This window comes from Microbacterium sp. NPDC055312 (assembly GCF_053645675.1).
Window position 1 is genome coordinate 477,273 of sequence record NZ_JBSHMU010000003.1, and the last position, 22,514, is coordinate 499,786.

The following is a 22,514-nucleotide window of genomic DNA, read 5'->3' on the forward strand; positions in this document are numbered from 1 at the left end:
GCGTCTTGGATATATGCTCTTGATCTGCGGTCCAGCCCTCGCGCTCGCGCATCTGATCAATGATGCCCAATCGACCGACGTCGCTTGGTGGACGTACACGATCGCCAGCTTTGACATCGCCGTAATCATGGTCATTGCCGCCCTGGCTCTGATCCTTCGAACTCCACCCAGTCACGCTGCAGAAACGGAATAATCGTCACCGCACAGCAATCGCTGCGACGATGATCTGCCGCTGAACTACCATGCCCTCCCGGGGTATTCAACGGGGTCCTCGGGAGCGAGGTGCGGTCGTAGTTTGAAGACTCCACAATGACGAGAGGAGCCACTATGACTGTCGCGGCGGAAATGCTCCGCACCTACCCGAAGGACCTTGGTCAGGCTGACCGGAAGGTGCTGGTGGAGTGTATCGAGGCGTGCGTTGAGTGCGCGCAATCATGCACCGCATGCGCCGACGCGTGCCTGAGCGAGCAAATGGTTGCCGAGCTGACGAAGTGCATCCGCACGAACCTGGACTGCGCCGACCTCTGCGAAACCACCGGACGCATCCTGTCCAGGCACACCGGGTACGACGCCAACCTCACCCGCGCGACCCTCGAAGCGTGCCGCACGGCATGCGCGAGCTGCGCCGACGAGTGCGAGAAGCACACGATGCACGAACACTGCACGGTGTGTGCTGCGGCCTGCCGGCGATGCGAAGACGCCTGCGCCGCGCTCCTCGCAACGCTCTGAATAGCCACCTCGACGGCGTCGTGCAGTTCTTCGCTACCCGCATCAATCCAGTGATGCCCGTTGACCGAGCCGAAGCAGACTAGCGAGCGCTCTTGCGCCACACGTCGTCATCAATCGCGCTACCGCGCAACGAGCTGAGACGAACAGGTGAGGCATATGTCGAAGGACACGCACGAAACAAGTGGACGACAAGCGGGGACGAAAAAGCACGGATCGCTGACGATGTACTTGCGATTCGCGGCGATGATTCTCACCGGCATGGTCGTGATGTATTGGACGATGTTCGCTGGAGTGTGGGAATGGGGGCACATACGCTTCAGCGAAAGCCGCGTCTTCATGGCGCTCACTATGGGCGGCGCCATGGGGCTGGTCATGCTGGCCTGGATGCTCAACATGTACAAGCACAGGAAAGCGAACATTGCGGTCATCATCGTCAGCGTTCTCCTCCTCGGAGGAGGCATCGCCCTCGACCGCAGCCAGATCACCGTCGACGACACCGCGTACATGCGCGCAATGATTCCGCATCACTCGCTCGCGATCACCCGATCCGAGCGAGCACAGCTGCAGGATGTCCGCGTCTGCGAACTTGCGGTTGAAATCAGTGAAGCGCAGCGCCGGGAGATCCTCGAAATGGACTGGCTCATCGCCGACATCGAAAGCAACGGACTCGCGCTGACGGCCGAGGACGCGCAAGACCGACCCGTTCCAGACTTCGAACGGGCAGCCGACCGCCAGTGCTCGGACGACGGATGACGATTGGTAGCGATAATCGGCCGATCATGGCTTGTGCTCCGAGAGCCTGCCGGAAACGATCGTTTACGGCGCGGTCGCGGCGCGGGCGCCTGGGGGGCCACCGCTAACGTTTACCGCAACCCCGATACGGCAGGCGTTTCCGGCGTGTCTCATCTCCCGCTGCCCGAAGTGTCGCGCAACAAGTTGACGGCTCTACTGGTGACCGGGCGTAATCAAGACCGGCGTATTCGGAGGAACCTGCGCGGCTGTTTCACGAGCTCAGCGAGCGGGATGCCTGTTCGAGTGTGTCGGTGACGACTCGGTAGTACGCCCAGCGCCCTCGCTGTTCGCGGGTTGTCAGGCCGGCATCGACGAGCAGCTTCATGTGATGCGAGACGGTGGGTTGGGACAGTCCCACGGGGTCGGTGAGGTCGCAGATGCAGGCCTCGCCGCCGTCGGATGCCGCGATGAGCGAGAGTAGCCGCACGCGCGTCGGGTCACCCAACGCTTTGAACGTGTGGGCGATCCGCTCAGCTTCATCGGCCGTGAGCACCCCGCCGGTAACCGGCGAGCAGCAGACCGCCACATCGGTCGGCAGGAGAGTGAGAGGGGAGGGCATGATCGAATCCTCTCACGTCGTATTGACATTTGTCGATGCATCGACAAGTCTCGATGCATCGAGGTTTGTCGATACGTATTGGAGAAGGCTGATGGAGAGCACGTTGCCCGTCGTTGTTATCGGTGCTGGTCCGCAGGGGCTGGCCGCGGCTGCGCATCTGGTGGAGCGCGATGTCCCGGTCGTGGTGTTGGAAGCAGGCGACGGCCCTGCCGCGGCTGTGCGCGAGTGGGGGCACGTGCGGTTGTTCTCTGAGTGGCCGGAACTGGTTGATGCGGCCGGGGCTCGCATTCTCGAGCCCACTGGCTGGACCGCCCCCACGACGGGATATCCCACAGGGGAGCAGTGGATTAGCGGGTATCTCGCACCCCTCGCCGCCGAGTTGGGCGAGCGCATCCGCTTCGGTTCGCGAGTCGTCGGAGTGTCTCGCCTTGGGCGTGACCGACTTGTCGACGCGGGTCGTGGAGAGCAGCCGTTCACCGTGCACGTGCAGCCCGTGGAAGGCGACGAGTATCGGTTGCAGGCTCGGGCGGTCATCGATGCGTCGGGCACGTGGGCTACTCCGAACCCCGCTGGTGCTGACGGCCTGCCCGCACTCGGAGAACAGGCCTCCGCGGATCTGCTGTCGTACCGCATTCCCGACTTCCGCGATCGTGAGCAGTTCGGTGGCAAGCACACCGTGGTCATCGGGTCCGGCCACTCAGCGGTCACCGCCGTGTTGGCGCTGGGGCAGATGGCGCGCCGCGACCCGAACACGACAGTGACCTGGGCGCTGCGGCGTGCTGCCGCGGGCAACGCTTTCGGAGGCGGCGAGGCCGACGAGCTGCCCGCTCGCGGCGCGCTCGGCATCAGGGCTGAGGAGTTCGTCGACGCCGGCCTGGTTTCTCTCGTCACGGGGTTCCGCGTGGAGCGTGTCACCCGCGACGGTGAGCGGCCGGTGCTGGTCGCCGAAGACGGCCGCACCCTCACCGCCGATCGGGTGGTGGTCTTGACCGGTTTCCGCCCGGATCTATCGTTCCTGTCGGAGCTGCGTCTGGAGCTGGACGCGACGTTGCAAGCTCCGGTGCGTATCGCCGCGGAAGTGGATCCCAACGTGCACTCGTGTGGCTCCGTCGCCGCCACGGGCGCGGTCGACCTGGCTCAGCCAGAACCGGACTTCTACTTGGTCGGCGCCAAATCGTATGGCCGAGCACCCACCTTCCTCGCTCTGACCGGGTATGAGCAGGTCCGCAGTGTCGTCGCTGAGCTGGCCGGCGATCACGAGGCCGCGCGCCGAGTCGAGCTTGTGCTGCCGGACACGGGAGTGTGCGGTGGGGCGGGACTGTTTGACGCATCCGGGGCATCGCTGGGCGGTTCGTGCTGCGCGCCGCCCGCTCAGGTCCTCCAGATCGGCCGCATGCCGGCATCCGTCTGACGAGAGGGAGTCGACGATGGACCCGCATTTCGCTTTCGAGGTCTACAAGCGGAGGGAAATCGGACTAACGCGGCGGCTGGAGTTTCAGCGTGTGGCGCGGGAGAGAATCGACGCAATACACGGGACTCCGCGGGAAGGCTGGCGCTCCCGCGTGCAGCGATGGTGGAAGGTGTCGTTGTTCGGCCGCGTGGCTCGCCCATCGCCCGTCGCATGCTGCGCCACCGCGGTCGCCTGCTGAGCAGCCGCGCCGGGGCCGGGTTCGTACGGCGCTTCTCAGGTGAGAATCGCCGTACGAATCTTCTCGGCCACCGCTTCGCGCAGCGGGCGAACAGCGTCAGCGTCCCACGATTCCGGGTTGGGGAACGACCACTCCAGAAGTTCCCCGCGAGGCGTCGACGGCAGGGTGAGCCCGGGCTTCATCAGGACCACGACGTCGGCGGCGTCCAGGTCGTCGACGGTGACGGCGCGCGGCACGCGATCGGTGATGTTCATTCCGAGTTCTGCGACAGTGGCGGCCACGGCCGGATTCACTTCATCGGCGGGGGAGAGGCCCGCCGACGTCGCGGTGAAACGGTCGCCGGCCAGGTGCTCCAGGAGCGCTGCGCCGAGCTGCGAGCGGCCGGCGTTGTGCTGGCAGATGAAAAGGACGGTTGGGGGAGCGTCAGTCACAGGTTCTCTTCCGGGTTGGGTCAGCTGGCGGCGAGACGGGGAGCGAGTTCCGCGATGCGGCGCTCCAGCTCGTCGTATGCGGTATCGAAGGCGTCATCGGTGCCGATCCGCACGGGGTCGGGGATCGACCAGTGCAGGTGCCCCGTGACGCCGAGTTCTTCGTGAGCGTTATCGCACACCGTCACCACGAAATCCGAATCGGTCAGTACCGAAGTTAGGGCGCGCGGTGACTCCGTTGGCAGCGCGAGGGCGTGGCGCTCGGCTGTGGCAACCGCGCCCGGATCTATCCGCTCGGCTGGGTGCGTTCCTCCCGATGATGCCGGGATGCTGCTGCGGGTAGACCACAATGCCGCAGCAAGCTGCGACCGGGCGGAGTTCGCCGTACAGACGAATACGATGCGATCTGCGCGCTCCACTCGGCCGGGGGTGAGCCCGCGAAGTGCGGTTTCGGTTAGGCGAACGTAGCTGCGCCGTTTGTCAGCCTCCGAGCGGGAACGCGAGACCATCCCCACGGACTCCAGCACATTCAAATGGTGTGTGACGAGGTTGGAGGGAAGGCCCAACGTCACCCCGATTTCGGTGGGGGAGAGGTCGCCCAGCGTGAGACGGTCGACGATCCGCAAGCGAGATGGGTCACCCAGCGCGGCGTGCTTCGCCGCCCGAGCCTCCACCTGATAAGTTCGTTCAGTGTTCATTGTTTCAATCTTGACTGAACTACCCCTCTCGGGTCAAGATAAGCCGACATGAACATTGCTACCCGCTCCCCGTCCGAGCCCGCGCGACCTCACATGCTGCGCCGAGCTGCTGCCGAGTTCCTTGGAACCGGCCTGCTCGTCACGATCGTTGTGGGTTCCGGCATCGCTGCGCAGCGCCTCTCACCGGATGACGTCGGCCTCCAACTGCTGGAGAACAGCCTGACCACCGCGCTCGGTCTGACAGTCCTGATCCTCACGCTGGGCCCCGTATCTGGCGCGCACTTCAACCCCGTGGTGTCGATTGCGGATTGGCTGCTCGGACGCCGCGCCCGGACGGGACTCCCGCTGCGCGACCTCGCCCCGTACGTGCTCGCGCAAGTTCTCGGCGGGATCGCCGGAACGTTCTTGGCGGGAGTGATGTTCGACGCCACCCCCGCGCTCTCATCGAACGACCGCGCGACCGGTGGACACCTGGTCGGGGAGGTGGTCGCCACGGCGGGACTGGTGCTGTTGATCTTCGCGCTCGCGCGCACGGGCAAGGGATCGACCACGGCGGCCGCAGTCGGTGCGTACATCGGCGCGGCGTACTGGTTCACAAGCTCTACCTCGTTCGCGAATCCCGCGGTGACGATCGCCCGCACGTTCACCGACACCTTTGCCGGCATCGCACCCGCCTCTGTCGCGCCGTTCATCACTGCACAGCTCGTCGGAGCCGCGGTCGGCCTCGCTGTGCTGCTCGCCCTCTACCCGACTGCCTCCCGCACGGCCGGCGACGTCGTGGTCCCTCAGCAACTCGAAAACCAGCCCTGAAAGGCATCCTCATGCATCTTGTAGCGATCGGCGGAAGCGACGCCGGAATCTCCACCGCCCTCCGCGCCCGCGAACTCGACCCGTCCGTCGACGTCACCGTCGTCGTGGCCGACGCCTACCCGAACTTCTCGATCTGCGGCATCCCGTACTACTTCTCCCGCGAAGTGCAGCCCTGGCAGTCCCTCGCCCACCGCACCCACGCGGACCTCGAAGCCACCGGCATGAACCTCCGACTGGACACCCTCGCCACGGGCATCGACGTCTACGGCCGACGACTCACGGTCCGCGACGCGAACGGCAGCGAATCAACGATCGCCTACGACGAACTCATGGTCGGCACCGGAGCATCCCCGTCAACCGCCGGCATCGCAGGTCTTGACCAGCTCGGCCCCGACGACGGCGTGCACCTGTTGCACTCAATGGGCGACACGTTCGCGCTCGAGAAGTACCTCGACGAACATCAGCCCGAGACGGCAATCATCGTCGGAGCTGGCTACGTCGGCCTCGAAATGGCCGAAGCGCTCACTGTGCGGGGCCTTCAGGTCACCCAGCTGCAGCGCGGCCCCGAAGTCCTCTCCACCCTCGATCCCGAACTCGGCTCCCTCGTCCACGACGAACTCACCCGACACGGCGTCGACGTCCTCACCGGCACGCGCGTCGAGGCCGTCACTCGTGAAGCCGGACGAATTGCCGTGGTCGGAAACCGCGAAGGTGAAGCGTTCTCCCGCACCGCTGATGTGGTGCTCGTCGTCGTCGGCGTGCGACCCAACACCAGCCTTCTCGCCGCAGCCGGCGCAACCATGGGAGCGGGCGGCGCTGTCGTCGTCGACGAGCGGATGCGTACCGGCCTGCCGAACGTGTGGGCGGCCGGCGACGGGGTGGTCACCCATCACCGCCTGCTCGGCGTCACATACCTTCCTCTCGGCACCACGGCGCATAAGCAGGGACGCGTCGCGGGGGAGAACGCGATCGGTGGGGATACACGGTTCGCCGGGAGCCTCGGCACTCAGGTCGTGAAGGTCTTCGACGTCGTGGCCGCACGCACGGGGCTTCGTGACCACGAAGCGACAGCCGCCGGTTTTGCCCCGCACAGTCACACCGCGATCGCGGACGACCACAAGCAGTACTACCCGGGCGCCACGCCCATCAGTATCCGCATCACCGGAGACACCAACGACGGCCGTCTGCTCGGCGCGCAGCTCGTCGGCACCCGCGGCGCGGTAATCTCTAAGCGCGTCGACACCTACGCCACAGCTCTGCACCACGGCATGACCGTCGCAACGATGAGTGACCTCGACCTCTCCTACACGCCCCCGCTCGGCTCCCCCTGGGACGCTGTGCAGGTCGCAACCCAGGCGTGGGAGCGGGAAACGCGGCGGTCGGCATCGGCGCTGCGTCAGCCTGCTGCCTAGGATCGCTCTGGAGGGGGGCACTCCGGTCCACCGAACGACGCTAGAAGCCCCCCAGTCCTCTTTCGAGCTTTGGCGATTGGTCACCGGTGACTGTATAGTTCAGCGTGTGCTGACTATTGCTTCCCGTATCGATGTAATGAACCGGCTTGGCCGGGCGATGGCTGATCCGACGCGCTCACGGATCCTGATGACCCTGCTCGAAGGGCCCAGTTATCCGGCCGTCCTCTCGCGCGATCTGGTACTCACCCGTTCGAACGTGTCGAATCACCTGACGTGCCTGCGCGATTGCGGAATCGTCGTCGCTGAGCCAGAGGGCCGCCAGACTCGTTACGAGATCGCCGACCCGCATCTCGCCGCAGCGCTCGTCGCGCTCGTAGACGTGACGCTGGCTGTGGATGAGCACGCGCCGTGCGTGGACACTGCATGCACGGTGGCTGGTTGCTGTGCGACAGGGGCGAACGCGTGAGCGCGGCATGTGGCTGCGAGCACGAGCCTGCCAGCATGGCGGAGGAGGAGATCGAAGAGGCCGAGCGACCCTGGTGGAGAGACCGCGGAATTATGGTGCCGGTTCTCTCCGGAGTCGCATTCCTGGCCGGCCTGATCTTGGAGTGGTCCGGCCAGGAGATCCCGGCGCTAGTGCTGTTCTGGGTCGGCCTGCTGCTGGGTGCCTCGACGTTTACGCCGGGCGCGGTTCGAAAGCTGTTCAAGGGCAAGCTCGGCATCGGTCTACTGATGACGATCAGCGCCATCGGTGCAGTCATCCTCGGCTACGTGGAGGAGGCCGCAGCTCTCGCGTTCTTGTACTCGATCGCTGAGGCGCTCGAGGACAAGGCGATGGACCGCGCCCGCGGCGGGCTCCGCGCACTGCTCAAGCTCGTGCCGGAGACGGCAACCGTGCTGCAGGGCGGCACCACCGTGCAGGTGCAGGCAAGAGAGCTGACGGTCGGCCAAATCATGGTGGTCCGCGCGGGCGAGCGGATCGCCACCGATGGGGTCGTGCGTTCTGGTCGCTCCAGCCTGGACACCTCAGCGATCACCGGGGAATCGATCCCGGTCGAGGTGGAGCCCGGCGATGCAGTGTCGGCCGGTGCGATCAACAGCGCCGGCGCACTGGAGATCGAGACGACGGCTGCTGGCACCGACAACTCGCTCACGACGATCGTGGAGCTGGTAGAGAGAGCACAGACCGAGAAGGGCGAGCGTGCTCGTCTCGCGGACAGGATCGCCCGCCCGCTCGTTCCCGGTGTTCTGATCCTCGCGGCACTCGTCGCGATCATCGGGTCGCTGCTGGGCGATCCGGAGGTGTGGATCACTCGCGCGCTCGTCGTGCTAGTCGCCGCTTCTCCGTGTGCACTCGCGATCTCGGTGCCGCTGACGGTCGTCGCGGCGATCGGTGCGGCGAGCAGGTTCGGCGTGATCATCAAGTCCGGCGCCGTTTTCGAGCGCTTCGGCACCGTCCGACACGTTGCCCTCGACAAGACCGGCACCCTCACCCGCAACGAACCGGCGGTCACCGCCGTGCTCACGGCGAACGGCGTGACCGAGACCCAGGCACTGGCCTGGGCGGCCGCGTTGGAGCAGCACAGCACCCATCCTCTCGCCTCAGCGATCACTGCCGCGGCGCCGGGGACTCCAGCAGCTGCAGATGTGACTGAGCAGGCCGGGCACGGCATCGATGGCACCGTCGACGGATCGCGAATCACCGTCGGCAGTCCCCGCTGGTTGGACGCCGGCGAGCTCGCGGAGCGGGTCGCGGAGTTGGAAGAGCAGGGCATGACGGTCGTGATCGTGCATCGTGACGGGACGCCGGTCGCCGCGATCGGCGTCCGTGACGAACTGCGCCCAGAAGTCCCCGAGGTGGTCGGAACGCTCACCGGTCAGGGCGTCGGCGTGACGATGCTCACCGGTGACAACGCCCGGACTGCTCGCGCGCTTGCTGCGCAGGCCGGGATCAGTGACGTGCGAGCCGAGCTGCGTCCCGAGGACAAGGCGGCCGCGATCGCAGAACTGTCGAAGGCAGGGCCGGTCGCGATGATCGGTGACGGAATCAACGATGCCCCGGCCCTCGCCGGCGCGGACATCGGCATCGCGATGGGAGCGACCGGCTCTGACGCAGCGATCGAATCCGCCGACGTGGCCTTCACCGGCCATGATCTGCGTCTCATCCCGCGCGCGTTCGACCACGCCCGCCGAGGTCGACGGATCATCAACCAGAACATCATCCTGTCGCTGCTGATCATCACCGCACTGCTCCCGCTCGCGCTCTTCGGCGTGCTGGGGCTCGCAGCCGTCGTCCTGGTCCACGAGGTCGCCGAGGTCATCGTTATCCTCAACGGCCTGCGCGCCGCCCGCACTCCGCGAGTGAAGAGCTGATGCTCGCGACCATCGGATCAGCGATCGGCCTGTTCGCTGCGACCAACATCGACGACATTGTCGTTCTCACCGTGCTGTTCCTCGCCTCCAGCCGAGGAAAGCCGCGACCGTGGCAGATCGTCGCAGGCCAGTACCTCGGGTTCATCACCCTCGTCGTGATCAGCGTGATCGCCGCGCTCGGCCTCACCATCGTCCCGGACGAATGGGTGGGCTTCCTCGGGCTGATCCCGCTCGGCATCGGCATCTGGACGCTCGTGCGCGGCTTGCGTCGCAACGGCGATGACGATGACGATGACGATGCCAAGATCACCGCGGTCGGACTCTGGGGCGTCGCCGGGATCACGATCGCCAACGGGGCCGACAACATCTCCCTCTACACGCCGATCTTCCGCACCAGCGCCCCCGGCGACGTCGCGATCATGATTGTCGTGTTCCTGATCCTCGTCGCGGTCTGGTGTGCGGCCGGTCGGCTGATCGGTACCAACAAGGCTGTCACCGAGGGGCTGGAGCGTGTCGAGCACTGGCTCGTACCGGCCGTGTTCATCGGTCTGGGCTTGTTCATTCTGATCGAATCTGGGGTCATTGTCCGTCTGATCGAGGTGCTCGCATGACCTCCTCCCAGAATGAGGCTCACCCGCCCGCTGTCCGCAAGCTGTCGTCGACGCGGCGGTGGCAGCTCACTGGTGGAGCGCTCTTGATCGCCGTGGTTGTCGTGCTGATTGATCAGGGAACCAAGGTGTGGGCCGAAGCGACCCTCACCGAGCGTGAGCGCATCCCGCTGATCGGTGACCTGCTGGGTTTCCAGCTCGCCTATAACCCGGGAGCGGCGTTCTCGTTCGGCGAAGGCTTCACCTGGGTGTTCGCGCTGCTCGCTGTTGCCGCCACGGTCACAGCGATCGTGTTCGCGTTCCGAGCGCGACGGCTGGGGTGGGCCATCGTCGTCGGTGCGCTCGGTGGAGCTGCCGCCTCACACGCAGGCGACCGCCTTTTCCGCGATCCCGGGTTCGCCCGGGGTCACGTCGTGGATTTCCTCGCCTACGGGAACTGGTTCATCGGGAACGTCGCTGACATCGTGATCTTCGCCGCAGCGATCACCGGAGCACTTTTCATGATCCGTGCAGGCGATGAGAGCACCGAGTGAGATCGCTTGTCCGGTGGTGGGACACCCATCAACTCGCCCTCTACATCGGCGCAATCGCCGTGGGGGCCGCCATCGGGCTGATAACGCCGCAGGCCGCTCCGAGCCTCGAGCACTCGATCGAACCCGCGCTGATGCTGCTGTTGTTCGCCACATTCCTCGGCGTCCCGCTCATCGAGGTGAAACGCGCGTTCCGTGACATCAGGTTTCTCGGCGCGGTGCTGGTGGCGAACTTCGTCATCGTGCCGATGCTCGCCTGGGGCCTATCGCGCTTCGTGGTCGACGATCGCGGGCTGCTGCTCGGGGTGCTGCTCGTCCTGCTGACCCCGTGCATCGATTACGTCATCGTGTTCGCAGGCCTCGCAGGCGGCGCTAGCGCACGACTGCTCGCAGCCGCACCGCTGCTGATGTTGCTCCAGATCCTGCTTCTACCGGTGTTCCTGTTCCTCTTCGCAGGCGGCGCAGTGCTCGATGTGGTCGACATGGGCCCGTTCATCCGGGCATTCCTGTTGCTGATCGTGGTCCCCCTCTCCGCCGCAGCGGTTGTGCAGGCTGTTGCGCGTCGTCACCGGGGAGGCCGGTTCATAGAGAAGATCATGGCGGGCGCGATGGTGCCGCTGATGATGGTGACGCTCGCTGTGGTGATCGGTTCCCAGATCGCTGCCGTTGGATCGCAGATCACCGCGCTCCTGCGAGTCGTACCGCTCTACATCGCATTCGTCGTCCTCGCCGTCGCGATCGGGAAGCTCGCCAGCCAGGTCGCACGAATAGACGTCTCCGCCACCCGCGCGGTGATGTTCTCCGCCGCCACTCGCAACTCGCTCGTCGTCCTACCGCTCGCTCTCGCTCTCCCTGCCTCGATGAGCATTGCCCCGCTCGCGGTGGTCACCCAGACCCTTGTCGAGCTGGTCGCGATGATCATCCTCGTCCGCCTGGCTCCCCTCCTCGCGCGCGAACCACGGCCCAGCCTCGCCTAGCCGCAGCACTGGACAATAGATCAGAGCGGTCGTCCCACCGAAAACGATCGTTTTCGGCAGACGATCGCAGGACAGCGAGGAACGACGCTTGGACGGCCGAGCCGTCAACGAAAGCGACTCGCGACTTCCGCCTCTTGCCGAAGCCGATCGAGTGCGTCGCGGTACTCGGAGTCCTCAGTCACATCGTCCTGCGAGAGAACTTCCCACGTGCTCTGCTCATACTTCGTTTCGAGAAGCTCGATGATGTCGTCGTACAGCGCCGTGAACGTCTCAGGGGGTGCAAACACCGTGACGGATAACTCCGCGAGTGTGAACCCGTCCAGCGCCGTCACGATACCCGCTCGGCACTCGCGGTGATCTTGTCCAAGGGTGCTCGCCGTTGCTCCCGAAGATTCCGCTTGCTACGGGAGAGCGGATAGCGGGCGTCAAGGCGGGGTTCGAGGAAAAGCCGGCCGAGGGCGATGAAGATCAGTAGTCCGCCCGCCCAATACGCGAGGAAAAGCACAAGCCCTGATGCACCCATCGTGAAGCTCAAAACGGTCAGAACTATTCCGATGCCGACATAGAGCCACCTCCACGCCGCGACCGTGCGGTCGCGCGCACTCTGCTGTTCGGTAGTGCGCGAATCAAACGCTTCCACACGAGTGCCGAAGCCCTCGTCGTCGATGCTGGTGAAGAGCTCACTCACCGAAACGCGCAGGGCATCGGCAACGAGAGACAAAGTCTCGAGGCTCGCTTCATTGCCCGCTTCTAAGCGCTGAATTGTCCGCAACCCGACGCCGCTCTCGGTGGCGAGCCGCTCCTGAGTCCAACCGGCGGTCTGCCGAAGGTCCGCGATTCGTGTTGTGTTCATGGAACTCATACTCGCCGTTCGCTCCCGCCTTCACCACGTCACGGGCCCGCCAGCAAGCCGCCAAGCTCCCGCCACGCGGCCGCCACCGCGATCGATTCGCGATTCGCGGTTCAACTGGCTCGGTCTCTTCCGCCAGAAGCCTCTGCCGAAACCCACTTACGGCCACCGTTTGTGGAGGGCGCTCCGGCGAACCTTCGCTGGCCGCGCCGCAAACGATCGTTTCCGGCAGGGTCGACGACCTCCTTGGGCAACGGCACGACACGCCGCAAAACGACCCGCCGAAACCCCCTGCCGAAACCGGATCGGCCGAAACCCGCCGCGCAGCGTTTTCGGCAGCAGACGGGAAGGCCAAGATCCCGCACGGCTGCCGCAGCGTCACCGCGGCTCAGAGCAGCTCTCAACCGATGACGCGATTGGTGGTCGTCGAGCGCCCGCGAAACTCCGCGACCACGTCATCCGTCTCATCGCGCACGGTCACGTCGTACAGCCCGGTTCGTCCGCTGACCGTGCGCCGCACGGCGGTGGCCCGCAGCGTCTGACCGGACGTCGTCGACTTCAGGAAAGTGATCTCGGCGCCGGCGGCGACGGTCACCGGCTCGTCTTCGTTGCAGGCGATCGCGAAAGCCGTGTCGGCGAGCGAGAAGACCAGCCCGCCGTGCGTGATCGCGAACCCGTTGAGCATGTCGTCGCGCACGAGCATCGACACCACGGCACGACCCGGCTCGTCGACCTCGACCACCATGCCGAGCATCGCCGACGCCGCGTCGCGGCGCATCATCTCCCTCACGCAGTCACGACCTCGGCGGCGTGCTCCTTCCGCACTAGGGTCAGCACGTCGTAGGTCGCGACGATGTCGTCGCGCTGATTGCGGATCACCGCATCCCAGCGCACCTCGCCGTACTGGTCCGTCTCGCGCGGCGTGATCTGCTTCGCCGTCAGCTCGACCCGGATGCTGTCACCCGGCGACACCGGAGTGACGAAGCGCAGATTCTCGAGGCCGTAGTTCGCCAGCACCGGCCCCGGCTCGGGATCGACGAACAATCCCGCCGCCCACGACACGAGCAGGTAGCCGTGTGCCACGCGCCCGGGAAAGAACGGGTTGGCCGCCGCAGACTCCTCGTCCATGTGCGCGTAGAACGTGTCACCGGTGAAATGCGCGAACGTCTCGATGTCGTCGAGCGTCACCTCTCGGGAATCCGACGCGATCTGGTCGCCGATCCGCAGCTCGGCGAGCGACTTGCGGAACGGATGCCGATCGCCGGCGCTCGTCGCCGCGCCCGCGTGCCACACCCCGGTCAGCGCCGTGAGCATCTCGGGCGACCCCTGCACCGCCGTGCGCTGCATGTGGTGCAGCACGGCGCGGATGCCGCCGAGCTCCTCACCGCCGCCGGCGCGACCGGGACCGCCGTGCACGAGCCCCGGCAGGGGTGAGCCGTGCCCGGTCGAAGACCGGGCGTCATCGCGGTCGAGCAGCAGCATCCGGCCGTTGAACGGGGCGATGCGCGTCGCGAGCTCGATCGCCTGAGCCGGGTCGTGCGTGGCGATGCTGGTGACCAGCGACCCGCCGCCGCGGGCGACGAGATCGGCGGCTTCGGCGGTCGTGGAGTAGGTGAGCAGTGACGACACTGGACCGAACGCCTCGACGTCGTGCACCGCATCGGCGCTCGCGTCGTCGAAGCGCAGCAGCAGCGGCGCCACGAAGGCGCCGTCCGGCGCCGGGCCCGTCGAGCCGTCGGCGTGCCGCACAGAGGGGGTGTCGGTCGAGCCGATGACGACCCGGCCGCCGGCATCGTGCAGCTTCTGCACCTGGCGCAGCACCTCGTCGCGCTGCGCTGCCGACGCGAGCGGACCCATCGTCACGCCTTCGGCGCGCGGGTCGCCGAGCACCGTCTTCTCCGCGATCCGCGCCCGTACGGCCTCGATCACATCGTCCGCTGCCGCCGCCGGGACGATCGCACGGCGGATCGCCGTGCACTTCTGGCCCGCCTTGCTGGTCATCTCCACGACGAGCTGGCGCACGTACGCGTCGAACTCGGGGGTGCCGGTTACCGCATCCGTGCCGAGTACCGAGGCGTTGATCGAGTCGGTCTCGGCGGTGAAGCGCACCCCGCCGGTCTGCACGGCCGCATGCTGCCGCAGCTTCTCGGCGGTCGACGCGCTGCCGGTGAACCCGACCAGATCGCCGAGCCGCAGGTGCTCGAACAGGTCGGGCACGCTGCCGCTGATCAGCTGCAGCGACCCCTCGGGCAGCAGCCGCGACTCGACGAGGATGCGCACCATCGCCTCGGCGAGATACCCGGTCGGCGTCGCAGGCTTCACCACCGTCGGCATACCGGCGAGGAACGCCGGGGCAAGCTTCTCGAGCGACCCCCACACGGGAAAGTTGAACGCGTTGATCTGCACCGCGACGCCGGGCAGCGTCGTGTAGACGTGGCGGCCGAGGAAGCTGCCGTCTTTCGAGAGCGGCTCCACCGGGCCGTCGACGTGCACGCGGCTGTTGGGCAGCTCGCGCCGGCCCTTGCCCGAATACGAGAACAACACGCCGATGCCGCCGTCGATGTCGACCCACGAGTCGGCCATCGTCGCCCCTGTGCGCGCCGAGAGCGCGTACAGCTCGTCTTTGCGTTCGGTCAGCGCCAGGGCGAACTGCTTGAGCAGCAGCGCCCGCTGGTGGAAGGTCAGCTCGGCCAGGCTCGCGTGGCCGGTGGTGCGGGCGTATTCGAGGGCGCCCGCGAGATCGAGACCCTCGGTCGAGACCCGGGTGATGATCTCGCCGGTCGACGCGTCGCGCACGTCGACAGGCATCGCGGGGGCACCCGGCGTCCACCACTCGCCCCTGATGTAGCTCGGCAGAAAATCGGTCATCTCTCCTCGTTCCACACGTAGAACCCCTCGCCGCTCTTGCGGCCCAGCTTTCCGGCATCCACCATCTGCCGCAGCAGTCGCGGCGGCTCGAACCGCGGCCCGAGCTCTCGGGCCAGCTCCTCGGCGATGCCGAGGCGCACGTCGAGGCCGACGACATCGGTGGTGCGCAGCGGACCCATCGGATGCCGATACCCCAGCTCCATGGCCGCGTCGATGTCAACGGCGTCGCCGACGCCCTCCTCGAGCATCCGGATCGCCTCCAGCCCCAGCAGCACACCGAGCCGACTCGACGCGAAACCGGGGGAGTCGCGGATCACCACCGGCGTCTTGCGCAGCGTCGCGACCCACTCGCGCGCGGCGTCGACGACGACACGATCGGTGCGCGACCCTACGACGATCTCGACGAGCTGCGACGCCGGCACGGGATTGAAGAAGTGCAGCCCGAGGAACCGCTCGGGCCGGGTGAGGGGTGCCGCGAGCTCGTCGATCGAGATCGACGACGTGTTCGTGGTGAGCACCGCCTCGGGCGCGACGATCTGCTCGATGCGCGCGAGCGCCTCGGCTTTCAGCGTGCGATCCTCGGGTACGGCCTCGATCACGAGGCCAGCGCTCAGGAACGTGGCGGGGTCGGTGTGCACGGCGAATGATTCCATCAGCGGTCGTGGCTCGATGAGGTCGCCGCGGCGCACGGAGTTCTCGATGCTGGCCAGCACGCGGGTGCGCGCGGCCTCGGCGGACTGCTCGTCGCGCTCGACGAGCCGCACTCGCGCCCCGGCGAGCAGGAACGCGTGCGCGATGCCGGCGCCCATACGCCCGCCGCCGAGCACGCCGACGGTTCCGGGAACGCTCATCGGCTCTCCTTCTCTGGACGCTGTGACCGGCGCTCGAGAAACGCGGTCATGCGCCGGCGCTTCTCGTCGCTGTCGAACAGCTCGGCCTGCAGTTCGACCTCGATCGCCGGATGCCGGTCGACGGGCGCGAGCAGGGCGCGCTTTGTGAGCTCGGTCGCCCGCGCGCCGTTCGCGCAGATGCGGTCGGCGACGGCATGCGCCGCGCCCAGCAGCTCGTCGGCCTCGTGCAGCGACGACAGCAGCCCCCACGCGAGAGCCTCGTCGGCGTCGATGATCCGGCCGGTGAGCAGCAGCTCGCTCGCGCGGGCGTGGCCGACGATCTCGGGCAGCCGCCACGTCGCCCCGGCAGCGGCGATGATGCCGAGCCCCGTCTCGGGGTTGCCGATGCGCACGCGCGGCGTGCCGATGCGGATGTCGGCGGCGTAGGCGAGCTCGGCACCGCCGCCCAGTGCGTAGCCGTCGACGGCGGCGATGACCGGCATCGGCAGCTCGCGGATGCGCCGGAAGACGGTCGAGTTGATGCCGCGCCGCGCGTCGTCGGCGGTGCGGTCGCGCAGCTGACCGATGTCTGCCCCCGCTGCGAAGACGCCGTCGGCGCCGGTGAGAATGAGCACCCTGGGTGTCGTCTCGAGCTCGGCGCACACGGCGTGCAGCTCGTCGACCATCGTCTGGTCGATCGCGTTGCGCACGGCCGGGCGATCGAGCGTCACGACCGTCCGATCGCCACTCGTCTCGACCCGCAGCGCGTCAGCCATCGACGCGCTCCACGATCATCGCGGTGCCCTGACCGACGCCGACGCACATCGTCGCGAGCCCGTACCGCGCGCCCTCGCGCTCCAGGCGGCCGAGCAGCGTGACCAGCAGACGCGAGCCGCTGGAGCCGAGCGGATGCCCGAGGGCGATCGCCCCGCCGTCGGCGTTGACGATCTCTGGGTCGAGGCCGAGGCGGCGGATGCACGCCAGCGACTGCGACGCGAACGCCTCGTTCAGCTCGACCGCGCCGAGATCCGCGACGGTGAGGCCGGCCCTCTGAAGCGCCTTCTCGGTCGCGGGCACGGGCCCGAGGCCCATGATCTCGGGCGCGAGAGCGGCCGTCGCCGAGGCGACGACGCGCGCCCGAGGGCGCAGGCCGTGCCGGGCGATGGCATCCGCGCCCGCCACGACGATGGCGGAGGCGCCGTCGTTGAGCGAGCTGGCGTTGCCGGCGGTGACCACCTCGCCGCCGGCGACGACCGGCCGCAGCGCGCCCAGCGCCTCGAGCGAGGTGTCGCGGCGCGGGCCCTCGTCGGTGTCGACGATGCCGCGGCCGGTGTCGACCGGTACGATCTCGGGCGCCAGGCGGCCGGCGTCGATGGCCGCGAGGGCTCGCTCGTGGCTGCGCAGGGCGAACGCATCGGCATCCGCCCGGCTGATCCCGTCGGCGCGCGCGACCTCCTCCGCCGTCTCGGGCATCGAGTACGTCGCCTTGTCGCGGGCCCGCAGCCGCGGGTTTGCGAACCGCCACCCGATCGACGTGTCGTACGCCTCGCCCGGCTTGCCCCACGCGCGCTCGGGCTTGGCCTGCACCCACGGGGCGCGGGTCATCGACTCGACACCGCCCGCGACCATCAGTCCGGCGTCCCCCGCGCGGATCGCCTGCGACGCCAGCGCGATCGCCGTCATCCCCGACGCGCACAGGCGATTGACCGTGAGGCCCGGAACGCTGTCGGGCAGACCTGCCAGCAGCACCGCCATCCGGGCGACGTTGCGGTTGTCCTCACCGGCCTGATTCGCCGCCCCCAGGATGACCTCGTCGATGGCATCCGCAGGCACCCCGGCCCGGGAGACGGCCTCTGCGACGACGAGCGCGGCGAGGTCGTCGGGGCGGATGCCGGAGAGGGCGCCGCCGTACCGGCCCACCGGGGTGCGCACGCCGCCGACGAGATAGGCCTCGGACATCGTCATCCTCTCCGTCGCGGCGGTCGGATCCATTACAGACCGATCGTTCAGGAATACGATTCCAGATCGCGTGACCGTTGGCAACCGCCACGCCACCGAGCCGTTTCTGCGGCGCTTCGGGATCGACCTTGACAACGGCAGGGGCGCCGAGCAGATTCGACCATGACGGAGCACGTTCCCGTGCTGGCACCGCCCCTGAGGATCGAAGGAGATCACAGCATGAAGAAGCTCATCAACAAGCCCGAGGACGTGCTCGTCGAATCGCTGCGGGGAGTCGCCGTCGCGCACCCCGAGCTCTCGGTCGACCTCGAGACGCACGTCATCACCCGCGCGACCCCGAAGGAGCAGGGCAAGGTCGCCGTGGTCTCGGGCGGCGGGTCGGGACACGAGCCGCTGCACGGCGGATACGTCGGAGTCGGGATGCTGGATGCCGCCGTCGCCGGAGAGGTGTTCACCTCGCCGACGCCCGACCGCGTGCAGGCCGCCACGAAGGCCGTCGATCGAGGTGCTGGCGTGCTGCACATCGTGAAGAACTACACCGGCGACGTGCTGAACTTCGAGATGGCGGCGGAGCTCGCCGAGATGGAGGGCATCGAGGTCGGCACGGTGGTGGTCGACGACGACGTCGCCGTGCAGGACTCGCTCTACACGGCCGGACGCCGCGGGGTGGGGCTGACCGTGCTGCTGGAGAAGATCGTGGGCGCCGCCGCCGAGGAGGGGCAGGATCTCGCCGCGGTCGTCGCGCTCGCGCAGAAGGTCAACGGACAGGGCCGGTCAATGGGCATGGCCCTCACCAGCTGCACCGTGCCGGCGGCGGGCAAGCCCACCTTCGACCTGCCCGACGATCAGATGGAGATCGGCATCGGCATCCACGGCGAACCCGGTCGGCACCGCGAGCCGCTGGCCCCGGCATCCGACATCGCCCGGCAGCTCGTCGAGCCGATCCTCGCCGACCTCGACGTCGCAGGACCCGCGATCGTCATGCTCAACGGCATGGGAGCGACCCCGCAGATCGAGCTGTACCTGATGTACGCCGAGGTCGCCGCGCTGCTCGAGAAGGCCGGCGTGCAGATCGTGCGCAACCTCGTCGGCAACTACATCACCTCGCTCGACATGGCCGGCTGCTCGGTGACGGTGCTGAAGGCCGATGACGAGATCCTGCGGCTGTGGGATGCGCCGGTCGTCACCCCCGGCCTGCGCTGGGGCGCCTGACCCGCGCCCGTCGCCGACCACCCGACACCGCCTCGCCACCCAGGAGCACGCATGACATCGACGATCGACACCGCCACCCTGCACGACTGGATCTCGCGCTTCGCCGCGGCCATGAACGACAAGCGCGACTGGCTCACCGAGCTCGACTCGGCCATCGGCGACGCCGACCACGGCGCGAACATGTCCCGCGGCATGACCGCGGTCGTCGACAAGCTCGGCGCCAGTGCGCCCGAGACGATCGACGAGCTGCTCAAGGGCGTGGGCATGACGCTGGTCAGCTCGGTGGGCGGCGCGAGCGGGCCGCTGTACGGCACCTTCTTCCTGCGCATGGGCGTGACGGCGGGGGCCGTGTCGAGCCTCGACGCCGCAGCGCTCGCGGGCGCGCTGCGCGCCGGGGTGGACGGCGTCGTGGCCCGCGGCAAGCCCGAGGCCGGAGACAAGACGATGTACGACGCGATGGCACCCGCCCTCGAGGCGCTCGACGCGGCCCTCGGCGACGGGGCGGACCTCAGGGCGGCGCTGTCTGCCGCTGCGGATGCCGCGGCCGCCGGACGCGACGCCACCCTGCCGCTCGTCGCCCGCAAGGGCCGCGCGAGCTATCTGGGCGACCGCAGCGCCGGGCACCTCGACCCCGGCGCCGCGTCGACGGCGATCCTGTTCGAGACGCTCGCTGCGGCCGTGCAGGGCGACGACGGATGATCGGCGTCGTCGCCGTCTCGCACAGCGCTCGGCTCGGGGAGGCGGCGCTCGAGCTCGCCCTGCAGATGGTGCACGGCGGCGGCGTGCCGGTGCGCGTGGCCGCCGGCGCGGGCACGGACGGCGACGGGGCGCCGATCCTCGGAACGGATGCCGTGGCCGTGGCCGCCGCGATCGACGAGCTGGCCGCGGAATGCGACGGCGTGCTCGTGCTCATGGACCTCGGCTCGGCGGTGATGAGCGCAGAGCTCGCCCTCGAGTTCCGAACCAGCGACGTGCCGGTGCGCCTGGCGCCGGCACCTTTCGTGGAGGGACTGCTGGCTGCCGTCGTCGCGGCCGCCGCCGGGGGCTTGCTCGACGCGGTCGCCGCCGAGGCCGCGGCGGCGCTGGACGCGAAGGCCGGTCAGCTGCAGACGGATGCTCCGGTCGAGACCACGTCGGCTGATGCTGCTGCAGCGTCGACGCCCGACGAAGCCCGCCTCACCCGCCGGGTGCGGGTGCGCAACCCGCTCGGCATCCACGCCCGGCCGGCGGCCCTCATCGCGTCGGCGGCCGCCGGAGCCGACGTGCGCCTGCGCCGGCTGCCCGATGGGCCGGACGCGGCGGCGGGAAGCCTCAGCCGGCTGCTCGTGCTCGGCGCGCGTCAGGGCGACGAGATCGAGCTGTCCGCCACGGACGGCCGGGTGCTCGCCGCGCTCGCCGCGCTCTTCGACGACGGGTTCGGCGAGGGCGTCGACGGCGATCACCTCGACGCGGGCGCAGCGCCCGCCCCGCATGGCACCGCACCCGGTGCGCCGTCGGCGCCTGCCCAGCCCGCGCCGCCGGTCGCACCGGGAACGGTGCTGCGCGGACGCGGCGTGAGCCCGGGACTCGCCGCGGCGTCCGTCGTCACTCTCGCGCCGCCGGTGCCCGAGCCCGACGCCGCGGCGGTCATCGCCGCGGACGACAGAGAGGCCGAGGCATCCGGCATCCGTCGGGCGTCCCGCGCCGTCGCCGACGACCTGAGCTCGCGCGCCGCCGCGACATCGGGCGAGGCGCGCGACATCCTCGAGGCGTCCAGCATGCTGGCATCCGACCCCGAACTCGTCGCTGAGGCGTCGGCACTCGTTCGCGACGCCGGCCGCAGCGCTGCCCGCGCGATCTGGGAGGTCACCACGGCGCAGCAGGACGCGCTCGCGGCACTGGGCGGCCGCACCGCCGAGCGCGTGGCCGATCTGCGCGACATCCGCGACCGCATCATCGCCGAGCTGCTCGGCCTCGCCGTTCCGGGCGTGCCGCAGCTCGACGAGCCGTTCGTGCTCGTCGCGCACGACCTGGCCCCGGCCGACACCGCCGCGCTGCAGGGCGGACGGTGCGTGGCGCTGGTCACCGAACAGGGCGGTCCGACCTCGCACACCGCGATCATCGCCCGCTCGCTCGGCCTGCCCGCCGTGGTGGGCGTCGCCGGTGCGACAGGCCTCGCCGCCGGCACGGTGGTGCTCGTAGACGGCGATCACGGCACCGTCGAGATCGACCCCGGGCGGGAGCGGATCGACGCCGCGACCCGCGCAGCGGCCGTCGCACCGTTCGACGGAACCGGGCGGCTGGCCGACGGATCGCCGCTTCCGCTGCTCGCCAATGTGGGTGGAGCGGCGGATGCCCGCGCCGCGGCCGCGGCCGGCGCCGAGGGCGTCGGACTGTTCCGCACGGAGTTCTGCTTCCTCGATCGCACCGACGCGCCCTCGATCGCTGAGCAGGTGACGGCGTATCGGGGTGTGCTGGCGGCCTTCGCCGGCCGCAAGGTGGTCGTGCGCACGCTCGATGCGGGCAGCGACAAGCCGTTGCCGTTCGCGAACGCCGACGACGAGCAGAACCCCGCGCTCGGGGTGCGCGGGCTGCGCATCGCACGGCGCTCGCCTCAGCTGCTCGACGATCAGCTGCGGGCTCTGGCCGAGGCCGCGGCAGCGGAGTCCGCGCACGTCGAGGTGATGGCGCCCATGGTCGCCACCGTCGACGAGGCCGACGACTTCGCCACGAGAGCCAGGGCTGCGGGGCTCGAGCGGGTGGGCGTGATGATCGAGACGCCGTCGGCCGCCCTGCTCGCTGCGGAGCTGTTCGAGGTCGTCGACTTCGTCAGCCTCGGCACGAACGACCTCGCGCAGTACACGCTCGCGGCCGATCGGCTGCTGGGCGAGCTGGGTGACCTCAACGACCCGTGGCAGCCGGCCGTGCTGCGGCTGATCGGCGCCGTCGGCGCAGCGGGCCGCACGGCTCAGCGCGCGGTCGGGGTGTGCGGCGAGGCGGGGGCGGATCCCGCACTCGCCCCCGTGCTCGTCGGACTCGGCGTCACCAGCCTGTCGATGACGTCACGCTCGCTCGGCCGGGTCGCCGCCGCGCTCGCCGCCGTGACCCGGGAGCAGTGCCGCGCCGCCGCCGAGGCGGCACTGGCCGCGCCGACCGCGGCCGACGCCCGTTCGGCGGCCGCCGCGGCTCTCGCGCGCTGACCGCGCCGGCGCGCCGGCACCGGTGCGCACTATCGCGCCGGTGCGCGCGCT

23 protein-coding genes are annotated in these 22,514 nt (G+C 68.7%); 13 read left to right on the forward strand and 10 right to left on the reverse strand.

Annotation, left to right across the window (positions count from 1 at the left end):
• Nucleotides 1-327: 327 nt before the first annotated feature.
• Nucleotides 328-729 carry a four-helix bundle copper-binding protein gene (locus ACWIDW_RS10800; protein WP_454125188.1) on the forward strand — a complete coding sequence of 134 codons (402 nt, stop codon included), beginning with the start codon at nt 328-330 and terminating at the stop codon, nt 727-729.
• Between the two features lie 156 nt (nt 730-885).
• Nucleotides 886-1,482: a DUF305 domain-containing protein gene (locus ACWIDW_RS10805; RefSeq protein WP_337338537.1), complete on the forward strand. Its 597-nt coding sequence runs from the start codon at nt 886-888 to the stop codon at nt 1,480-1,482.
• Between the two features lie 250 nt (nt 1,483-1,732).
• Here ACWIDW_RS10805 and ACWIDW_RS10810 read toward each other — a convergent pair whose 3' ends face one another.
• The gene (locus tag ACWIDW_RS10810) at nt 1,733-2,080 is read right to left on the reverse strand and encodes an ArsR/SmtB family transcription factor (RefSeq protein WP_454125190.1); all 348 of its coding nucleotides are present in this window, start codon (nt 2,078-2,080) and stop codon (nt 1,733-1,735) included.
• 91 nt (nt 2,081-2,171) lie between these two features.
• On the opposite strand from ACWIDW_RS10810, the gene ACWIDW_RS10815 reads away from it, so the two are divergent.
• Nucleotides 2,172-3,491, forward strand: a complete 1,320-nt coding sequence (locus ACWIDW_RS10815; RefSeq protein ID WP_452322608.1) for an FAD-dependent oxidoreductase — start codon at nt 2,172-2,174, stop codon at nt 3,489-3,491.
• 273 nt (nt 3,492-3,764) lie between these two features.
• Here ACWIDW_RS10815 and ACWIDW_RS10820 read toward each other — a convergent pair whose 3' ends face one another.
• Together ACWIDW_RS10820 and ACWIDW_RS10825 are read right to left on the reverse strand one after the other, a co-directional pair.
• A complete protein-coding gene (locus tag ACWIDW_RS10820) occupies nt 3,765-4,160 on the reverse strand; it encodes an arsenate-mycothiol transferase ArsC (RefSeq protein ID WP_452322531.1) in 396 nt (131 codons plus the stop codon).
• Nucleotides 4,161-4,180: 20 nt separating this feature from the next.
• Nucleotides 4,181-4,855 (reverse strand): arsenate reductase/protein-tyrosine-phosphatase family protein, encoded by a 675-nt coding sequence (locus ACWIDW_RS10825; RefSeq protein WP_454125193.1) that lies wholly within the window; start codon nt 4,853-4,855, stop codon nt 4,181-4,183.
• Between the two features lie 48 nt (nt 4,856-4,903).
• Here ACWIDW_RS10825 and ACWIDW_RS10830 point away from each other — a divergent pair, with 48 nt between their 5' ends.
• The 7 genes from ACWIDW_RS10830 to ACWIDW_RS10860 all read left to right on the forward strand — a co-directional run bounded on the left by ACWIDW_RS10830 (nt 4,904) and on the right by ACWIDW_RS10860 (nt 11,565).
• Nucleotides 4,904-5,665 (forward strand): MIP/aquaporin family protein, encoded by a 762-nt coding sequence (locus tag ACWIDW_RS10830; RefSeq protein ID WP_452322533.1) that lies wholly within the window; start codon nt 4,904-4,906, stop codon nt 5,663-5,665.
• A gap of 11 nt (nt 5,666-5,676) precedes the next feature.
• A complete protein-coding gene (locus tag ACWIDW_RS10835) occupies nt 5,677-7,077 on the forward strand; it encodes an FAD-dependent oxidoreductase (RefSeq protein ID WP_452322534.1) in 1,401 nt (466 codons plus the stop codon).
• A gap of 106 nt (nt 7,078-7,183) precedes the next feature.
• Complete coding sequence (gene cmtR, locus ACWIDW_RS10840; RefSeq protein ID WP_428907926.1) at nt 7,184-7,543, forward strand: Cd(II)/Pb(II)-sensing metalloregulatory transcriptional regulator CmtR; 360 nt, start codon at nt 7,184-7,186, stop codon at nt 7,541-7,543.
• Nucleotides 7,501-9,450, forward strand: a complete 1,950-nt coding sequence (locus tag ACWIDW_RS10845) for a heavy metal translocating P-type ATPase (protein WP_454125195.1) — start codon at nt 7,501-7,503, stop codon at nt 9,448-9,450. The genes cmtR and ACWIDW_RS10845 overlap by 43 nt, the downstream gene beginning before the upstream one ends.
• On the forward strand, nt 9,450-10,061 hold the full coding sequence (locus ACWIDW_RS10850) for a cadmium resistance transporter (RefSeq protein ID WP_452322536.1): 612 nt from the start codon (nt 9,450-9,452) through the stop codon (nt 10,059-10,061). Before ACWIDW_RS10845 ends, ACWIDW_RS10850 begins: the two co-directional genes overlap by 1 nt.
• Nucleotides 10,058-10,591: a signal peptidase II gene (locus tag ACWIDW_RS10855; protein WP_454125197.1), complete on the forward strand. Its 534-nt coding sequence runs from the start codon at nt 10,058-10,060 to the stop codon at nt 10,589-10,591. Before ACWIDW_RS10850 ends, ACWIDW_RS10855 begins: the two co-directional genes overlap by 4 nt.
• Nucleotides 10,592-10,644: 53 nt before the next feature.
• Nucleotides 10,645-11,565 carry an arsenic resistance protein gene (locus ACWIDW_RS10860; protein ID WP_452322609.1) on the forward strand — a complete coding sequence of 307 codons (921 nt, stop codon included), beginning with the start codon at nt 10,645-10,647 and terminating at the stop codon, nt 11,563-11,565.
• Nucleotides 11,566-11,669: 104 nt separating this feature from the next.
• On the opposite strand, the gene ACWIDW_RS10865 is transcribed toward ACWIDW_RS10860, so the two are convergent.
• The 7 genes from ACWIDW_RS10865 to ACWIDW_RS10895 all read right to left on the reverse strand — a co-directional run bounded on the left by ACWIDW_RS10865 (nt 11,670) and on the right by ACWIDW_RS10895 (nt 18,072).
• The gene (locus ACWIDW_RS10865) at nt 11,670-11,897 is read right to left on the reverse strand and encodes a hypothetical protein (protein ID WP_282846356.1); all 228 of its coding nucleotides are present in this window, start codon (nt 11,895-11,897) and stop codon (nt 11,670-11,672) included.
• Nucleotides 11,894-12,418 (reverse strand): helix-turn-helix domain-containing protein, encoded by a 525-nt coding sequence (locus tag ACWIDW_RS10870; protein WP_282846354.1) that lies wholly within the window; start codon nt 12,416-12,418, stop codon nt 11,894-11,896. Before ACWIDW_RS10870 ends, ACWIDW_RS10865 begins: the two co-directional genes overlap by 4 nt.
• Nucleotides 12,419-12,815: 397 nt before the next feature.
• Nucleotides 12,816-13,196: a hydroxyphenylacetyl-CoA thioesterase PaaI gene (gene paaI / locus ACWIDW_RS10875; RefSeq protein ID WP_452322540.1), complete on the reverse strand. Its 381-nt coding sequence runs from the start codon at nt 13,194-13,196 to the stop codon at nt 12,816-12,818.
• A 5-nt stretch (nt 13,197-13,201) separates the two neighbouring features.
• Nucleotides 13,202-15,283, reverse strand: a complete 2,082-nt coding sequence (gene paaZ, locus ACWIDW_RS10880; protein ID WP_454125199.1) for a phenylacetic acid degradation bifunctional protein PaaZ — start codon at nt 15,281-15,283, stop codon at nt 13,202-13,204.
• Nucleotides 15,280-16,134 (reverse strand): 3-hydroxyacyl-CoA dehydrogenase family protein, encoded by an 855-nt coding sequence (locus tag ACWIDW_RS10885; RefSeq protein WP_454125201.1) that lies wholly within the window; start codon nt 16,132-16,134, stop codon nt 15,280-15,282. Before ACWIDW_RS10885 ends, paaZ begins: the two co-directional genes overlap by 4 nt.
• Nucleotides 16,131-16,889, reverse strand: coding sequence for an enoyl-CoA hydratase/isomerase family protein (locus ACWIDW_RS10890; protein ID WP_454125203.1), 759 nt, complete (start codon nt 16,887-16,889; stop codon nt 16,131-16,133). Before ACWIDW_RS10890 ends, ACWIDW_RS10885 begins: the two co-directional genes overlap by 4 nt.
• A complete protein-coding gene (locus ACWIDW_RS10895) occupies nt 16,882-18,072 on the reverse strand; it encodes a thiolase family protein (RefSeq protein WP_454125205.1) in 1,191 nt (396 codons plus the stop codon). The genes ACWIDW_RS10890 and ACWIDW_RS10895 overlap by 8 nt, the downstream gene beginning before the upstream one ends.
• 219 nt (nt 18,073-18,291) lie before the next feature.
• Between ACWIDW_RS10895 and dhaK the strand changes: the two genes are divergently transcribed.
• From dhaK to ptsP, 3 genes are read left to right on the forward strand one after another with little or no spacing between them, the layout of a single operon-like run.
• Nucleotides 18,292-19,284, forward strand: coding sequence for a dihydroxyacetone kinase subunit DhaK (gene dhaK, locus ACWIDW_RS10900; protein ID WP_454125207.1), 993 nt, complete (start codon nt 18,292-18,294; stop codon nt 19,282-19,284).
• A 51-nt stretch (nt 19,285-19,335) separates the two neighbouring features.
• A complete protein-coding gene (gene dhaL, locus ACWIDW_RS10905; RefSeq protein WP_454125209.1) occupies nt 19,336-19,983 on the forward strand; it encodes a dihydroxyacetone kinase subunit DhaL in 648 nt (215 codons plus the stop codon).
• Nucleotides 19,980-22,463, forward strand: a complete 2,484-nt coding sequence (gene ptsP / locus ACWIDW_RS10910; protein ID WP_454125211.1) for a phosphoenolpyruvate--protein phosphotransferase — start codon at nt 19,980-19,982, stop codon at nt 22,461-22,463. Before dhaL ends, ptsP begins: the two co-directional genes overlap by 4 nt.
• Nucleotides 22,464-22,514 lie beyond the last annotated feature (51 nt).

Coding starts and splice junctions, on each gene's coding strand:
- ACWIDW_RS10845 (WP_454125195.1), top strand. CDS start 7,501: ATGCACGGTGGCTGGTTGCTGTGCGACAGGGGCGAACGCGTGAGCGCG.
- dhaL (WP_454125209.1), top strand. CDS start 19,336: ATGACATCGACGATCGACACCGCCACCCTGCACGACTGGATCTCGCGC.
- ACWIDW_RS10895 (WP_454125205.1), bottom strand. CDS start 18,072: ATGTCCGAGGCCTATCTCGTCGGCGGCGTGCGCACCCCGGTGGGCCGG.
- ACWIDW_RS10885 (WP_454125201.1), bottom strand. CDS start 16,134: ATGAGCGTTCCCGGAACCGTCGGCGTGCTCGGCGGCGGGCGTATGGGC.
- ACWIDW_RS10810 (WP_454125190.1), bottom strand. CDS start 2,080: ATGCCCTCCCCTCTCACTCTCCTGCCGACCGATGTGGCGGTCTGCTGC.
- ACWIDW_RS10835 (WP_452322534.1), top strand. CDS start 5,677: ATGCATCTTGTAGCGATCGGCGGAAGCGACGCCGGAATCTCCACCGCC.
- ACWIDW_RS10850 (WP_452322536.1), top strand. CDS start 9,450: ATGCTCGCGACCATCGGATCAGCGATCGGCCTGTTCGCTGCGACCAAC.
- ACWIDW_RS10805 (WP_337338537.1), top strand. CDS start 886: ATGTCGAAGGACACGCACGAAACAAGTGGACGACAAGCGGGGACGAAA.
- paaI (WP_452322540.1), bottom strand. CDS start 13,196: ATGATGCGCCGCGACGCGGCGTCGGCGATGCTCGGCATGGTGGTCGAG.
- ACWIDW_RS10870 (WP_282846354.1), bottom strand. CDS start 12,418: ATGAACACAACACGAATCGCGGACCTTCGGCAGACCGCCGGTTGGACT.
- ACWIDW_RS10855 (WP_454125197.1), top strand. CDS start 10,058: ATGACCTCCTCCCAGAATGAGGCTCACCCGCCCGCTGTCCGCAAGCTG.
- dhaK (WP_454125207.1), top strand. CDS start 18,292: ATGAAGAAGCTCATCAACAAGCCCGAGGACGTGCTCGTCGAATCGCTG.
- ACWIDW_RS10825 (WP_454125193.1), bottom strand. CDS start 4,855: ATGAACACTGAACGAACTTATCAGGTGGAGGCTCGGGCGGCGAAGCAC.
- ACWIDW_RS10800 (WP_454125188.1), top strand. CDS start 328: ATGACTGTCGCGGCGGAAATGCTCCGCACCTACCCGAAGGACCTTGGT.
- ACWIDW_RS10830 (WP_452322533.1), top strand. CDS start 4,904: ATGAACATTGCTACCCGCTCCCCGTCCGAGCCCGCGCGACCTCACATG.
- ACWIDW_RS10890 (WP_454125203.1), bottom strand. CDS start 16,889: ATGGCTGACGCGCTGCGGGTCGAGACGAGTGGCGATCGGACGGTCGTG.
- ACWIDW_RS10815 (WP_452322608.1), top strand. CDS start 2,172: ATGGAGAGCACGTTGCCCGTCGTTGTTATCGGTGCTGGTCCGCAGGGG.
- ptsP (WP_454125211.1), top strand. CDS start 19,980: ATGATCGGCGTCGTCGCCGTCTCGCACAGCGCTCGGCTCGGGGAGGCG.
- paaZ (WP_454125199.1), bottom strand. CDS start 15,283: ATGACCGATTTTCTGCCGAGCTACATCAGGGGCGAGTGGTGGACGCCG.